At 62.7% G+C, this 14,603-nt stretch carries 17 protein-coding genes and 1 tRNA gene; 6 read left to right on the top strand and 12 right to left on the bottom strand.

The features are described 5' to 3' along the window. Nucleotides 1-11: 11 nt before the first annotated feature. From AC0L17_RS07665 to AC0L17_RS07645, 5 genes are all read right to left on the bottom strand, one after another. Nucleotides 12-761 (bottom strand): electron transfer flavoprotein subunit beta/FixA family protein, encoded by a 750-nt coding sequence (locus tag AC0L17_RS07665; protein ID WP_023797241.1) that lies wholly within the window; start codon nucleotides 759-761, stop codon nucleotides 12-14. 334 nt (nucleotides 762-1,095) lie between these two features. Further along, nucleotides 1,096-1,899, bottom strand: a complete 804-nt coding sequence (locus AC0L17_RS07660) for a rhomboid family intramembrane serine protease (RefSeq protein WP_236368698.1) — start codon at nucleotides 1,897-1,899, stop codon at nucleotides 1,096-1,098. Between the two features lie 23 nt (nucleotides 1,900-1,922). Next, nucleotides 1,923-2,504 (bottom strand): cob(I)yrinic acid a,c-diamide adenosyltransferase, encoded by a 582-nt coding sequence (locus tag AC0L17_RS07655; protein WP_091600130.1) that lies wholly within the window; start codon nucleotides 2,502-2,504, stop codon nucleotides 1,923-1,925. A 28-nt stretch (nucleotides 2,505-2,532) separates the two neighbouring features. Further along, nucleotides 2,533-2,724, bottom strand: a complete 192-nt coding sequence (locus tag AC0L17_RS07650) for a twin transmembrane helix small protein (protein ID WP_023797244.1) — start codon at nucleotides 2,722-2,724, stop codon at nucleotides 2,533-2,535. Nucleotides 2,725-2,748: 24 nt separating this feature from the next. After that, nucleotides 2,749-3,615 (bottom strand): SDR family oxidoreductase, encoded by an 867-nt coding sequence (locus AC0L17_RS07645; RefSeq protein WP_473515370.1) that lies wholly within the window; start codon nucleotides 3,613-3,615, stop codon nucleotides 2,749-2,751. A 57-nt stretch (nucleotides 3,616-3,672) separates the two neighbouring features. On the opposite strand from AC0L17_RS07645, the gene AC0L17_RS07640 reads away from it, so the two are divergent. Then, complete coding sequence (locus AC0L17_RS07640; protein ID WP_031254136.1) at nucleotides 3,673-4,524, top strand: YihY/virulence factor BrkB family protein; 852 nt, start codon at nucleotides 3,673-3,675, stop codon at nucleotides 4,522-4,524. A gap of 50 nt (nucleotides 4,525-4,574) precedes the next feature. Here AC0L17_RS07640 and AC0L17_RS07635 read toward each other — a convergent pair whose 3' ends face one another. Together AC0L17_RS07635 and gluQRS are read right to left on the bottom strand one after the other, a co-directional pair. After that, nucleotides 4,575-5,450 (bottom strand): DMT family transporter, encoded by an 876-nt coding sequence (locus AC0L17_RS07635; protein ID WP_473495287.1) that lies wholly within the window; start codon nucleotides 5,448-5,450, stop codon nucleotides 4,575-4,577. Between the two features lie 406 nt (nucleotides 5,451-5,856). Beyond that, nucleotides 5,857-6,732: a tRNA glutamyl-Q(34) synthetase GluQRS gene (gene gluQRS / locus AC0L17_RS07630; RefSeq protein ID WP_473515369.1), complete on the bottom strand. Its 876-nt coding sequence runs from the start codon at nucleotides 6,730-6,732 to the stop codon at nucleotides 5,857-5,859. Nucleotides 6,733-6,823: 91 nt separating this feature from the next. Here gluQRS and AC0L17_RS07625 point away from each other — a divergent pair, with 91 nt between their 5' ends. Beyond that, nucleotides 6,824-7,465 (top strand): DNA-3-methyladenine glycosylase family protein, encoded by a 642-nt coding sequence (locus AC0L17_RS07625; RefSeq protein WP_473515368.1) that lies wholly within the window; start codon nucleotides 6,824-6,826, stop codon nucleotides 7,463-7,465. Nucleotides 7,466-7,694: 229 nt separating this feature from the next. Then, nucleotides 7,695-8,252, top strand: a complete 558-nt coding sequence (locus AC0L17_RS07620) for an HNH endonuclease (RefSeq protein WP_023797250.1) — start codon at nucleotides 7,695-7,697, stop codon at nucleotides 8,250-8,252. A gap of 152 nt (nucleotides 8,253-8,404) precedes the next feature. On the opposite strand, the gene AC0L17_RS07615 is transcribed toward AC0L17_RS07620, so the two are convergent. After that, entirely contained in the window at nucleotides 8,405-8,923 is a 519-nt protein-coding gene (locus tag AC0L17_RS07615; protein WP_473515515.1) for a disulfide bond formation protein B, read from the bottom strand. Between the two features lie 92 nt (nucleotides 8,924-9,015). After that, entirely contained in the window at nucleotides 9,016-9,603 is a 588-nt protein-coding gene (locus AC0L17_RS07610; RefSeq protein WP_091600122.1) for a YqaA family protein, read from the bottom strand. Between the two features lie 287 nt (nucleotides 9,604-9,890). Here AC0L17_RS07610 and AC0L17_RS07605 point away from each other — a divergent pair. Next, nucleotides 9,891-9,975 (top strand) — tRNA-Leu (locus tag AC0L17_RS07605). A gap of 98 nt (nucleotides 9,976-10,073) precedes the next feature. Here AC0L17_RS07605 and AC0L17_RS07600 read toward each other — a convergent pair. Further along, a complete protein-coding gene (locus tag AC0L17_RS07600; RefSeq protein WP_027153358.1) occupies nucleotides 10,074-10,682 on the bottom strand; it encodes a hypothetical protein in 609 nt (202 codons plus the stop codon). Nucleotides 10,683-11,183: 501 nt separating this feature from the next. Between AC0L17_RS07600 and AC0L17_RS07595 the strand changes: the two genes are divergently transcribed. Together AC0L17_RS07595 and AC0L17_RS07590 are read left to right on the top strand one after the other, a co-directional pair. Then, on the top strand, nucleotides 11,184-11,342 hold the full coding sequence (locus tag AC0L17_RS07595) for a type II toxin-antitoxin system RelE/ParE family toxin (protein ID WP_473515367.1): 159 nt from the start codon (nucleotides 11,184-11,186) through the stop codon (nucleotides 11,340-11,342). A gap of 9 nt (nucleotides 11,343-11,351) precedes the next feature. Continuing rightward, the gene (locus tag AC0L17_RS07590) at nucleotides 11,352-11,648 is read left to right on the top strand and encodes a helix-turn-helix domain-containing protein (RefSeq protein ID WP_473515366.1); all 297 of its coding nucleotides are present in this window, start codon (nucleotides 11,352-11,354) and stop codon (nucleotides 11,646-11,648) included. 29 nt (nucleotides 11,649-11,677) lie between these two features. On the opposite strand, the gene AC0L17_RS07585 is transcribed toward AC0L17_RS07590, so the two are convergent. Continuing rightward, nucleotides 11,678-12,958 carry a GNAT family N-acetyltransferase gene (locus AC0L17_RS07585; RefSeq protein ID WP_473515365.1) on the bottom strand — a complete coding sequence of 427 codons (1,281 nt, stop codon included), beginning with the start codon at nucleotides 12,956-12,958 and terminating at the stop codon, nucleotides 11,678-11,680. After that, on the bottom strand, nucleotides 12,958-14,358 hold the full coding sequence (locus AC0L17_RS07580) for a lipopolysaccharide biosynthesis protein (protein WP_473515514.1): 1,401 nt from the start codon (nucleotides 14,356-14,358) through the stop codon (nucleotides 12,958-12,960). Before AC0L17_RS07580 ends, AC0L17_RS07585 begins: the two co-directional genes overlap by 1 nt. Nucleotides 14,359-14,603: the final 245 nt, after the last annotated feature.

Below are 14,603 nucleotides of genomic sequence, written 5' to 3'. Positions count from 1 at the left end.
CCTTCCCAGCCCTACAGGACGCCGGCTTCGTTCTTGAGCTTGTCGACCAGTTCGGCGACGCTCTTGACCTTGACGCCCGCCTTGCGGCCGCCCGGCTCCTCGGTCTTGATCACCTTCAGCCGCGGCTTGACGTCGGCGCCGTAATCGGCGGGAGATTTCTCGTCGAGCGGCTTCTTCTTGGCCTTCATGATGTTGGGCAGCGAGGCATAGCGCGGCTGGTTGAGGCGAAGATCCGCGGTGACAATCGCCGGCATCTTCAGCTCCACCGTCTGCAGGCCGCCATCGACCTCGCGCGTCACTTTGGCCTTGTCGCCATCGATAACGACCTTGGAGGCAAAAGTGCCTTGCGCCCAGCCCAGAAGTGCGGCCAGCATCTGGCCGGTCTGGTTCGAATCGTCGTCGATCGCCTGCTTGCCGAGAATGACGAGACCGGGCTTTTCCGCCTCGACCACGCCCTTCAGCACCTTGGCGACACCCAGCGGCTCGGTCTGCTCGTCGGTCTTGACCAGGATGGCGCGGTCGGCGCCCATGGCGAGCGCGGTGCGCAAGGTCTCCTGCGCCTGCTGCGGCCCGATCGAGACAACGATGATCTCCTCCGCCTTGCCGGCCTCCTTCAGCCGGATCGCCTCTTCGACCGCGATCTCGTCGAACGGGTTCATCGCCATCTTGACGTTGGCGAGTTCCACCGCCGAACCGTCAGCCTTCACACGAACCTTCACATTCGCATCCACAACCCGCTTCACGGGCACAAGGATCTTCATTTGCCTGTCACCTCTTTCACGATAGCCACCTCTTTCAAGATAGTCGGGCGCGCTATAGCAGTGTGCGCCTCTTCAGAGTTGTCGAAAGCCGACATTCCGGACGGAATTCTGGTCTCCGACCGTCTAAAGCGCGTCGCATTTGGCCGACCTCACGCGACGCGCTTCAGGTTGTGTGTTCCATGCATGCCGTTATCGCAAAACCGCTGCACAGTTTTGCGCGACATGCATTGGTGTGGGAACGCTTCCGTAGTTGCGGCGACCCCGCACGTCAATATCCGGGGCGCGCCCAAATCATCCGCGCCGCACTCAAATCGGTTCAGTCCGGAAAATCGGGTCAGTCCGGACTGGAGGCGCTTGCCCGTCCCCAGCGCGGCGCCGGCTGCGCCGGCAGCGGCTCGCCTGGCGCCGGCTCTGCGGCAACAGGCATTTGGCCGGCGACCACCACTGCCTCTTCGTCCGCACCGGCAAGCAGCGGTACGGCGCGATTGCGCAAGACGAGCACCAGCACGGCCCCGGCGATGATGCCGCCGACATGGCAGGCCCAGGAAATCTGATCCTCGCCACCGGCGGCAAACATCACGATCTGGAACAGGATCCACAGGATGAGCGGGATGAAGGCCGGGATGCGCAGCGGAATGCGGGCGAAGGCCAGCACCCATACCTTCACCCTGGGATAGAGGATCAGATAGGCGGCGACCACGCCGGCAATGGCGCCTGAGGCGCCGATCAGCGGAACTTGCGAGTCCCACGCGATCAGGCCCTGGAAGAAGGCGCCGGCGATGGCGCACAGCAGGTAGAAGGCGAGAAAGCGGATATGACCGAGCGCGTCCTCGACATTGTCGCCGAACACCCACAGGAACAGCATGTTGCCGCCGAGATGGAAAATATCGGCATGCAGGAAGGAATAGGTGACGTAGCTCAGGCTCTCCGGGATCACGACAAACTGCGGAGCCAGTTCGGCGCTGTCATGGACTACCGACGGGATGAAGCCGAGCCCCAGCACAGCGGCGTTGGTGAATTGCTCGCCGCCAAGCGCGGTGGCGAAGTAGATGAGCGTGTTGAACGCGATCAGGCCGATCGTGACATATTGCTGCTTGATGTGGCGCAGCCGGTTGGTGTCATAAAGCGGGATGAACATCGGACCCCTCCGCCTCGGCAGATTCAGCGGTTCTTGCCGGGAATCCATAGCACGTCGGCGTTTCCATTGTCATTGACCGCGCGTGCGGCGACGAACAGAAAGTCCGATACGCGGTTGATGTATCTTATCGCCTCGCGGTTGAGATGCTCGCCTGGGTTTTGCGTCAAAGCCACCATGATGCGCTCGGCCCGCCGCGCCACGGTGCGGGCAAGGTGAAGGGCCGCCGCCGCCGGCGTGCCGCCGTTGAGCACGAAGGATTTGAGCGGCTGCAGATCCTTGTTGAGCAGGTCGATATCCTTTTCGACACGGTCGGTCTGCACAGCGGTGATGCGCAGCGGCTCATAGCCGAGCGGCTTGCCGTCATCCGGCACCGCCAGATCGGCGCCGAGGTCGAAAAGGTCGTTCTGGATGCGGCCGAGCATAGCGTCGATCGCCGGATATGTTGCCGCGGTGTGGATGCGGGCCATGCCGATGCAGGCATTGGCTTCGTCGATCGTGCCATAGGCGTCGATGCGCAGATCGGATTTCAGCCGCCGCTCACCGGTGCCGAGGCCGGTGGTGCCGTCGTCGCCGGTACGGGTGTAGATCTTGTTGAGCTTGACCACGCTCTGCCTCCCGAAATCGCCATCCGCGTCACTTGCGGGTGAAATACACCGCCAGCATGATCAGCACCAATGCCACGAACTGCAGCAGCACGCGCGTCTGCATCAGCTTGTTGGAGGTCATGCCGGAGCCGCCGCGCATCATGTTGATGAGGCCGCGGATCAGCACGATCACCACGGCGACCATGACGAGAACAGCGAGGATGTTGAAGACGGTTGCCATAGTGTGTTTTCCAGTCGATTGCATTCAGGCGCGTTTGCCAAGCAGACGGTAGAGCATTGATGCCGGCAGGATGCGTTTGAGGACGACGCCGATCCTGGCCGGCACCGTTACCACATAATGCGGACGCGGGCGCCGCGACAGAAGCGCATGGCGCAAGGCCGCATGAACCACCTCCGGCCCGGGCTTCAGCCGTGACGTGCTGCCGCCGGCCTGCAGCCGTTGCAGCTGCGCCTCGTAAGCGAGGCGGTGCACGGAATTCTCACGGTCGATATTCCTGAGAAACCACACAAGGCCGTTGCTGGCGATCTTCGATGTCACTGGCCCCGGCTCGATCAGCGAGACATGGATGCCGCTGCCCTGGAGTTCCTGATGCATGCACAGCATCAGCCCTTCGATCGCGTGCTTCGACGCCGAATAGGCGCCGCGAAAGGGCAGCGGCGCCAGGCCGAGGATCGAGGAGCAGTGGACAAGACGGCCATGGCCCTGGCGCCGCATCACCGGCACGACACGGCGGGTGAGGTCATGCCAGCCGAAGACATTCGCCTCGAATTGCTCCCTGAGCGCCGCGACCGGCAGGTCCTCGACGGCGCCGGGCTGGGCGTAGGCGCCGTTGTTGAACAGGGCATCGAGCCGTCCGCCGGTCCGCTCCAGCACCGACGCCACCAGCGTCTCGATGGATCCCGGTTCGCGATAATCCAGATAGAAAGCCTCGATGCCGTCGGCCTCGAGGGCGGCGATGTCCTCCGGCTTGCGTGCCGTCGCGAACACCCGCCAGCCTTCCGCCTTCAGCGCCCGGGTGCAATAGGCGCCTATCCCGGAAGAAGCTCCGGTGACGATGATGATGCGCAACTCTTCTCCAGGAGGAAGCGTGCTTTGACCTAGGCTTGCCATTTGCCGCAATCCCTTCCCATATTCGCGGCGTCGAGACAATCGAAGGGAACGCGGTTCTTGTTGCGGAAGATCGTAGCCCTCAAGCGCGTGCTCTATGACGCGTTCGGCCATTTCGATGCAGACGATGGCTGGGCGATGGCCAGTCATCTGGCGATCACGGCGCTGATGGCGCTGTTCCCTTTTCTGATTTTCGCCACGACGCTGGCCAGCTTCCTCGGCGCACAGGCTTTCGCCGACACCGCCGTGCATATCGTGTTCGACACCTGGCCCGAGCAGATCGCCGAGCCGATCGCGCGCGAGGTGCTCAACGTGCTCACCGTGCAGCGCACCGACCTGTTGACCTATGGCGTGCTGCTTGCCGCCTTCTTCGCCTCGAACGGCATCGAGGCGCTGCGCACCTCGCTCAACCGCGCCTACCGCGTTTCCGAAACGCGCGGCATCATATACCGCCGGGTACAGAGCATCGCCTTCGTGCTGATCGCCACGGCAGGTTTTCTGGCGATCAGCGTGCTTCTGGTGTTTGCGCCGTTGCTGGCGCGGCTGGCCGAAGCCAATTTCGAATGGGTAAAACCCTATATGGGAACGATCACGCTGTGGCGTTACATCATCGCCTCGGTCGTCATCGTCGGCGGGCTGTTCGCGGTGCATTACTGGCTGCCTGCGGGCAAGCGCCGCTTCGTCTCGATCATACCGGGCATCATCTTCACGCTGATTGCCTGGCTTATCGGGTCGACCATCTTCGCCGCCTATCTCGACCGTTTCTCGTCCTATGTGACGACCTATGCCGGCCTTGCCTCGATCATGGTCGCGGTCGTCTTCCTCTATATGGTCTCGGCGATCTTCATTCTCGGCGGTGAACTCAATGCCGCGATCAGCCGCTATCTGGAAGCACGCGCGCGCGTTGGCTGATTCTTGTTTTGAGCATGATCTTTTCCGAAACCGGTTCCCACTTTTTGGGATCATGCTTTGGTTGGCTGAGCGGTTGCCAGCCCGACGCCGAACGTCGCGATCGCCATGCCGACGATCTGGACCAGGTTCAACTGTTCGCCGAACAACAGCCAGGCGATGACCGCGGTGACGGCTGGGACCAGATAGAACAGCGAAGCGACTTTCGACATCTCGCCGTCGCGGATCATTACCATCAACAGGAAGATGGCGCCGATCGACAGCACCAGAACCAGCCATGCCATGGCGAAGATCAACTCGCCATTGACGATGACGGTTCGCGTCTCGAAAGCGAGCGAGGCCAAAGCCATCACCGATGCACCGCCGACATATTGCCAAGTGGTGGCTGCCACGAGATCGCCGCCGGAGGCGAAGCGCTTCTGCCAGATCGTGCCGGCGCTCATGCCAAGCACCGAGACAAGCGAGGCGGCCAGCGTCTCGGCCGTCACGCCGCCGCCGAGCGTTCCGAGCTTCGGCCAAAGCACGATGACCACGCCGGCAAGTCCGACAGTGAGGCCGACCCAATGGCGCGGCAGGATCGCCTCGCCGAGAAATCGGCCGGCCATCACTGCGGTGATCAGCGGCTGCAGCCCGACGATCAAGGCCGATAACCCGGCCGGCATGCCCCTGTGGATGGCCCAGAACACGCCGCCGAGATAGACGCCATGCATCAGGATGCCGGCGCCGGTCGCGTGAAACGCCTCCTTGCGCGTCGCCCGCCTGGAGCCGAGTGCTGCCATCAAGGCGGCCAACAGCACGGCGGCCAGCACGAAACGAGCGGCCAGGAAGGTGAAAGGCTCGGCCCACGGCATGGCATAACGCGCGCCAATGAAGCCGGTCGCCCACAGGACGACGAAAGAGGCGGGGATGAACCGCTTGATGCTGTGCATTTTTGAAAGGCTGCCGCGTGCTCGGTGAGGGGTTTTGTACGGGACCGCTGTAATGCGGTTCAACCCGGCTGGCAAAACCAAACGGTTGATCCATAGGCTCATCCGAATTGAAGGATGCGCTCTGGGTCAGGGAGGATCAAAACATGATCCAGTTCCACTCGGACAAATGCTCATCTGTCGTGATCCTTCGCGCCCCCCTCTGTCCTGCCGGACATCTCCCCCACTTGGGGGGAGATTGGCAGCTTTGGCGTACCGCTCGCTCCCGCGACGGTGGCGGTTCGCGAAGGCGGTGGTGACGGCGATCTCCCCCCTTGTGGGGGAGATGTCCGGCAGGACAGAGGGGGGCGCCTCGCTCCGCCATCAAAGGTTCTGCACCGTCGTGACGTTCTGAGGTAACGGAATTGATTTAAATCCCAACCAACCGCCGGACGTCTTCCGGTGATGCGCCGGCCTCGCGCAAGGCGGCAAGGCCGGTATCGGCAAAACTCTTCGACAGCTTTCGTCCGTCCGGGCCCAGGACCAGACGATGGTGGAAGTAGCTTGGTTGCGGCAGGCCGAGGAGTTCCTGGAGCAGGCGCTGCACGCCGGTGGCGGAATAGAGGTCCTGGCCGCGCACCACATGGCTGACGCCTTGCAGCGCGTCGTCGACGACGACGGCGAGATGATAGCTTGTCGGGATTTCACGGCGCGCCACGATCACGTCGCCCCAGTCCTGCGGCCGGGCTTCTATCGTGCGTGTCGCGGAAAGGCTTTCATCGGAAAATTCCAGCCATGACAGACCCGTGCCGACGCGCGCCACCGCAGCATCGACGTCGAGCCGCCAGGCGAAGGGCACATTCTCGGCCATCCGTTGCTGGCGTTCCTTCATAGTCAGCGCCTTGTCGAAGGCGGGATAGAGCGGCACCCCGTCCGGGTCGCGCGGCCAGTCGCGGCCGCGCCTTTCGCGGTCGGCAATGAAGGCGCGGATTTCGCCACGGCTCATGAAGGCCGGGTAGATGAGTTCCTCGCTGATCAGCCGATCGAGCACCGCCTGATAGTCCGAAAAATGCTCGGACTGACGGCGCACCGGTTGTTCCCAGCCAAGCCCGAGCCATTCCAGGTCGCGAAAAATACCGGCCTCGAATTCCGGTGTGCAGCGCGTCGTGTCAATGTCCTCGATGCGCAGCAACAGCCGCCCGCCGGTTGCGCTGGCCAACTTTTGATTGAGCAGCGCCGAATAGGCATGGCCGAGATGCAGTTCGCCATTCGGGCTCGGCGCGAAGCGGAATGTCAGGAGTGGCATCGTTCGGCGGCAATCGGGTTGTGCGGCGCTTTCGCCAGTTGCTACTTTGCGCCTGATTACATCTGCCACTTTGCGCCGGGAACAAGCAGACATGCAACGCATCGCCACGCTCGACGACGTCTCGCAAGGGCTCGACGCGCTCTGCCTGCTCGACCCGCGCCTGGAAAAGGTGCGCGGCATGGCCGGCGAGGTGCCGCTTCGGCTGTCCGAGCCGGGATTCAGAAGCCTTGCCTCGATCATCGTCTCGCAGCAGGTATCCCGCGCCAGCGCCGACGCGATCTTCGGGCGGCTGACAAAACTCGTCGATCCACTGGCGCCGCAAGCCATCCTTGCCGCTGACGAAGCCATCTTTCGCCAAGCCGGACTGTCGCGGCCGAAACAGCGCGGGCTGATCGCCGTCGCCCAGGCGGTGGTCGATGGGCTCGACCTCGATCATCTCTGTTTGCTCGACGCCGCGGAGGCGATCGCGGCGATGACCAAGGTGTCAGGCATCGGTCCGTGGACGGCGGAAGTCTATCTTCTGTTCGCCGCCGGCCACCCCGACGTCTTCCCGGCACGCGACGTTGCCCTGCAGAGCGCGGTCGGCCACGCGCTCGGCATCGACCCGCGCCCGCCCGAGAAAACGCTGATCAAGCTCGCCGAATCATGGAGCCCGTGGCGCGGTGTCGCATCACGGCTTTTTTGGGCGTATTATCGTGAAACCCGGGGCAGGGACGCCGCGCCGCCTGGCTGAATCCGTAAAAAAGCATGAAAATCATGCATTTTTAGCGCTGCGATTGATCGACAAGCCGCTTCACATCCCTGTCATGTCGGGCTTACAGTATCCGCGCCGACAGGCTACAGCGCCGCGCATCCAGTTGGATGTGCAAAGGACGCTGTAGGACTTTTTGAAGCTGCGCATGATCCCTTCCGAAAATCGAACCGATTTCGGGATCATGCGCTGAACCAAGGAGGTCAATGACGTGACGGTTGCCGTATCTCCGGATGGGCTTCCAGCACTGGTGCTGAACGCGGATTACCGTCCGCTCAGCTATTACCCCCTGTCGCTCTGGTCGTGGCAGGACGCCATCAAGGCGGTGTTCCTCGAGCGGGTCAACATCGTCGCCGAATACGAGCACGCGGTGTCGTCGCCGACCTTCTCGATGAAGCTGCCGAGCGTCGTCAGCCTGAAAGCTTATGTGAAGCCATCGCGGCATCCGGCCTTCACCCGCTTCAACGTCTTCCTGCGCGACCGTTTCCAGTGCCAGTATTGCGGCACGCCGGAGGATCTGACCTTCGACCATGTCGTTCCCCGCCATCGCGGCGGCGCAACGACGTGGGAGAATGTCGTCGCCGCCTGCTCGCCCTGCAATCTGAGGAAGGGCGGCATGATGCCGGCGCACGCCAAGATGTGGCCGCTGCAGAAACCTTTTCAGCCGACGGTGCACGATCTGCACAACAATGGCCGTCTGTTCCCGCCCAACCATCTGCATGAAAGCTGGATGGATTATCTCTACTGGGATGTCGAACTGGAGCCATAGAGTTCGGCAGAAATCCGCCATGCCGGTCGCCTGACGCAGCTTTTTGCGCTTCCGGTGCTCACATACTGTAAGTACGCTCCGCTTCGGTTCTCGAAACCCACGTCATGCGCTCCGGCCTGACGAATTTCTGGACGAACTCTGCGCTGTGCAGCTCAGTCGCGGGCAAAGGCGCCGCGGAAGGCGATGACGGCCAGGACAAAACTGGCGATGGCGTTCCAGCCGGCCAGCGACAGGCCAAGGATGCGCACGGCCGCCTTGTCGCAGGAGGGCGGGACGTATCTGTCGAGCGCATCGAGCACGCCCTTGCCGCCGGTATCGACCGGACCGGCAGCCGCTGCACAGTCGGTCGGCCCCGGCCACCACGCCCATTCGACACCGGAGTGATAGACGCCGAGATAGACGCCGTAGACCATCAGCAGGCCGCCGACGGCCAGCAGGCCGCGTGTCAGCCACGCGGGGGCGCGCAATGTCGACGCAGCCGCCGCCAGCAGCATCAGCGGCACGCCGATGTAATAGGGGGTGCGTTGCTCCAGGCAGAGCTTGCAGGGGATGTAGCCGCCGAGATGCTGGAAGGCGAGCGCTGAGCCGACGGTGGCGGCCATGGCGGCGGCGAGGAACAACGCCGTCCGCATGCGCTGGCGTCCAGGGTCGGCATTCACGGTCGCTGTCATCGATCTGCCGTTCGCCTTGTTGTTGAGCATGATCTTTTCCGAATGCCGGCGCCCACTTTTTGCTACGCTGACCTTCGGTTCGGGATCATGCTCTAAAACGCGTATTTGACGACGATATAGAGCGAAATCAGGGCAGCGGCGCCAGCGCCGGCGATCATGCCGAGGCGTTTTTCGATGAACTCGCGGATCGGTTCGCCATAGCGGCGCAGCAGCCAAGCGAGGAACAGGAAGCGGGCGCCGCGCGCCACGATCGCCAGCACGATGAACAGCAGCAAAGGCGTGCCGATGACGCCGGACAGGATCGTCACCACCTTGATCGGCGGCAGATGGGCGAGGCCGGAGGTGATCAGCATCAGGACGATGAATCCGGTGCCCGCCGAGACACGCAGTGTCTCGAAGTCGTCATACTTGCCGTAGAATTCAAGGATCGGCCGCGCCACCGAGTCATAGGCGTAGTGGCCGATGTACCAGCCGGCTATGCCACCCAGAACGGAGGCCAGCGTGGCGACCAGCGCGTAGCGATAGGCGCGATCCGGCCGCGACAGAGCCATAGGCAGGTAGAGCACATCGGCCGGCACCAGAAACACCGAGCTTTCGACGAAAGCGATGAAGGCCAGCCACCATTCGGCGGATTTCTTGGCCGCCAGCGACAAGGTCCAGTCGTAAAGTCCGCGAAGCATCGGCACTCCTGATGCACGTCACCCAAAATGCGCAGCGCCTTTGGGACAACAATGCATAAAAACCAAGACCAAAAGCGCGCCAGATGAATCTCTCCAGACGCGACGCGCTTCAATGCGCTGCCTGTCTAGAAAGATTTTTCGCGCCGCACAATGGCCGTAGCTTCACGAAATCGAAAGGCCGCGGCCGAGCGAAAGCCACATGCCCGGAATTGGCCACCCCGAATTGGCCAGTTGACGAACAGGCCTCCAACCGTATAGTCCGCGCCCATCCAGGCCGCCCGGCCTGAGCCCCTATGGCGGAATTGGTAGACGCGCTCGACTCAAAATCGAGTTCCGCAAGGAGTGCTGGTTCGATCCCGGCTAGGGGCACCATTTTCTACCCGACACCTTGAGAGCTCGGTGGGAGGTTATCCCAGGCGCACCTGGGATAACGCAATTGAGGCCGGGCCATTGCGTAAACTAAGTCGCCATTACATCGGCCCCGGCACCATCTTGGTCGGCTGCTCCGGCATCGGAAACGCGTAATTGTCGCATTTCACGTCGGGGTTCGTCGGGCTGAACATTCCAAGTGGGTTGTCTTTGAACAGCCAGACGTGAAGATCGTAATGGTAGAACTCCACCGGAATAAGCGGATAATGCCCCTCCATCGGCCCCTGGAACGTCTGTCCAAACAGTTTCGGCGGCTCCTTGGTGTCGGGCGTCAGCGGAACAAGCCATTCCACGGCCACCAGGCGCAAGCCGCCGTCAACCGGCTCATAGATAAGGACATTGGGGCGCGTCGGATCTGGTGTCGGGCTGACGCTCGCGACGTTGACGAAATGAATGCCCATCGCGCCCTTCGGGTAATCCATGGCTCCAGCCACTTTTTCGCCGCTGTAATAAACGCATCCGACCGTCGACAGGTAGAGGTCGCGAATGGCGGCCTTGTAGTCTTCGTACTTCGAAAGCGATTGTTTCAGGGCATCGATCTCGACCTTGCCGGGCTCGGCGGCCTGACCCGCGGCCGCAGTCAGGCAGGCGCCGATGAGGCCGGTCAAAGCGAGAATACTGCGACGCCTGAAGTGAATTGTTTTCGTCATGCATTCCTCCCAGATTTTTGTTCTGGCCGTGCAGGACCGAGGCGGCAATGATGCTGGGTTGCGCGGCCGAGATTGTCGCCGATGCTAATCCTTTCCGCTGGTTGGGAGAATTAACCCTGATGACCTAGGCCTAGACACAGCCGAAGAATACAGCGGCCAAGAATGGCGCTTGTATCCGCGCCATGATGCGCCATTAAAGTTCGGGACCAACACCTTGGGTGTTTGTTCCATTCCTTTCGCTGCGTGCACTCTACTGCCCTTGCAGGGGGTGCCTTATTTATGGTACATGCATATTAAATGAGGCCAAATGCCGACTGCTGCGCCGCCTCGAATTCCGGTGGTCTTTTACCGCACGGCAGGCGGCAACGAGGTCGTACGGGATTGGCTACGCAGCCTCGACGAGGTGGATCGACAGGCCATCGGGCTAGACCTGATGCGGGTCCAATACCGCTGGCCGGTCGGAATGCCGCTCTGCAGGCCGCTCAGCGGCGGATTGTGGAGGTGCGCACATCACTTCCCAGCGGGCGGATTGCCCGCGTGCTGTTTTGTGTGCGGGAGGCGAGGATCCTGGTGCTTTCGGGATTCATCAAGAAAACCCAGAAAACCCCGGACGAGGAACTGGCGCTGGCCCGCAAGCGAATGAAGGAATTCTTGCCATAGGAGGCAGTCATGACCAATGAACCCATCCGCTCGACCGATGACCTTACCACACTCGACGACTTTCTCGGCGAGGAAGGAAGGCGCGAGGAGTTTGAGGCGGTCGCCATCAAGGAAGTGCTTGCGTGGCAGCTTGAGAATGCCATGCGGGAGGGCAAGCTCTCAAAACGGCGACTGGCGGAGAAGATGGGAACCAGTCGCAGCCAGATCGACCGCCTGCTTGATCCCAAGGACGGCAATGTAACGCTTACAACGTTGCAACGCGCTGCCGAAATGGTGGGGCGAAAGGTGCGCATCGAGTTCGTATAATCAGCGCCAATCCCACCACGACTGCAAGCCTACCGCCGTCCCAGCAAACTCTTCACCCGGTTGCGCAGCAGGCGCGCCATGTTGCGGGTTTCGCGGTAGAGGTGGATCTGCGACGCCGCCTGGCGGGCGAGGCGGTCGGCGTCCGGCGTCAGGCCGAGGACCAGCGTGCCGATCGGCCGGCGCTCCGTCCATAGCCGGCTCATCACCGGATGGTCGGGCACGGCGCAGGAATCGGTCATCATGATGTTGGGATCGTCGAGATGCTGCCTGGTCACCTCGATCATCAGCAGCGTGCCCGGCGAATAGGCGGCGAGCGTCTCGTCATAGGCCGTCTTCCAGGTGTAGGCGACGCCGGCCTCGACGAAGACGACCAGGCAAGCGATGGTGCGGTCATCGAGCGTCAGTGAATGGATGCGGCACAGGTCCCGTTCGGCCAGCCGGTGCACGGCCTCGCGGGCAAAGGCGGCGCGGTAGCGGTCGATGGCCATGGCGGTGCGCTCGCGGCCTTTCCAGCCGGCGGCCTCGAGCGTCAAAAAACGCTCGATGGCATGGCGGATGTTTTCCGGTCCGCGCGCCACCTGATGCTCCAGCCTGCCAAGGTCGGCGAGGCGGCGTTTTAGGCGGCGGAACTCGCGATAATGGTGCGAGCGCAGCGAGGCCTTCAGATACTCATCGCCGTCGATCTCGCTTTCGAGCATCGGCCGTTCGGCCTTGCCGGTGGTGACCAGCGTCAGGCCACGCGTCTCGGCGACGGTCGCCAGCAGGCTGGCCACCGGGCCGTCGAGCCGGATGTCGGGCAGCACGAAGACTTTTGGCAGTTTGAGATGCGGCCGCGACAGCATCGCGAAGAAATCCTCGATGACGCCGACGGGATCGTCGCGGTCGACCAGCGGCGTGCCGATCGGCCCGAACGGACTCGACCATGTGCGCATCACCCGCACGCCGAGCGGCGTCGCCGGCCGCTCCACCGAGAACGGCACCAGCAAGCGCAGCCGGTTGCGGTATTCGTCGCCGTCGCGGATGACCGCCAGCCGCACCTCGCGGTCTTCCAGTCGCGGCATGGCGGGTGCCAGGAAGCGCGGGTTGAAGAACACGTTGGGCTCGATGGTGCGGGCGCAGAGATAGTCGAGTTCCTCGACCAGGTCGAAGCCGGCGGAGGCGGCGTAAATTGCCATTTTGCGCTGGGGCCGGCCGTTGGCCAACAATTCGATATGGGCGGGATCGGCTTCGCGGGCGAGCCCGGCGAGGCCCGACACCAGGGCGCCGGCCGGGCCGCCGCTGGTTTCCTCGAGCAACGGGATGGCAGCCATCACGCGGCTCCTTTGGCGGCTACAAAAATGACCATGACGATGCCGAGCCTGCGCCAGACCGTGAAGGACAGCGCGCCGGCTTCGAAGATCATCGCGAAGGCGGTGGCCATCGCCGCGCCCCACAGGCCGAAAAGCGGGATCAGCACCAGATTGAGGCCGATGTTGAAGGCCAGCGTCATGGCGTAGACGGAGGCGCAGATATTCTGGTTGCCGCTCATGGTGAGCAGACTTTCGCAGGGGCCGACGGCGGCGCGGGCGACGACGCCGAAGACCAGCAGGAACAACAGCGGGTAGCCGGCAACGAATTCAGGCCCGAACAAACTCAGCATCGGCTCGCCCAGCACCAGCACCAGCAGCGCCATCAACAGCGATGGCCAGAACGTCCACGACACGGTTTCGCGGGCGAAGGCGGCGAGCTTTTCCGGCTCGCCATGGGTGAATTGCGCGTAGCGCTGGGCAACGCCCGCCTTGACCGCAAAATAGACGAAATGCACCAGCGCCAGCGTCTTGACCGTGGCGAAATAGACGGCGACGTCGTTGGGATTCATATAGGCGCCGACCATCAGCACGTCGGCATTGGTGAGCAGGAAGAAGAAGCCTTCGACCAGGAAGATCGGCAGCGACACGAGGAACCATTGCGCGAAATGCAGCTTCCTCGGCCCGGCTGGGATTTCTTTGCCGATGCGCGCAGTGATGCCGATGAGCTGGCCGAGCGTGGTGGCATAGGTGGCGGCGATCGAGGCGAAAATTGCCGTCCTGGCATCGGGCGCAAAGCCGACCAGAAGCATCAGCACCATCAGCGCCAGGATCAGCACCGGCCGCACCAGATAGGTCGGCGCCAGCGCAAACAGCGCCCATGAGTTGGCCCGCGCCAGCCCCTGCAGCAGGTCGGACATGGCGATCATCGGCATGCAGATGAGGCCGAGGATGAACGGCACGACATAGTAGTTCTCGATAAAGGGCGAAAGCAGCCAAACACCGAACGCGCCCAGCCCGGCGATCGCCGTCGAGGCGACCAGCACGAACAGGCGGCTGGTCAGCACGATGCCGCGCAGTTCGGCCAGCATGTTGCGCTCGCGATATTCGGGAATGAAGCGGATGATCGAGGTGTGGAAGCCGAGGCAGGCGAGGTTGCCGACGATGACCATCGTCACCCAGACAAGGACAAAAATGCCGTACTCGAACGAGCCCATCCAGCGCGCCATCAGCACCTGACTGACGAAAGCGATGACGGCGCTGACGATGCGGATGGAAAAGGCAATCAGCGACATGCGGCTGGCTTCGCCGCGCTCGTCGGCGGTGAACAGCACGGCATCGATGCGGCCAAGCAACGGCTTTGCGCGCAGCGCAAGGCGCTGCGGCAGGAACCGCCCGGCTGTCGTCGCCGCGGAAAAGCGCACCCTGATCACACTCCGTTTTCGGCTTCTTTTCGGGTCTGGGTGTAGTCAAAACACATTAAGAAACGGTTGGGTGGGAGGTGGGAGTGCTCCCTTCTCCCCGTTCACGGGGAGAAGGTGCCGGCAGGCGGATGAGGGGCGCCAGCTTTGTGCCATGTTCACCGTTCGCGGGATAGTGTCCTGAAGGTTCTGCAAAAAGTTCTGGAGAGAGAACCGCCCATGCTCTGAGGCGAGGGGCGGCCATGGCA

The sequence above is a fragment of the Mesorhizobium sp. WSM4829 genome (assembly GCF_055811475.1).
This window is presented reverse-complemented; position numbering and strand designations above follow the sequence as displayed.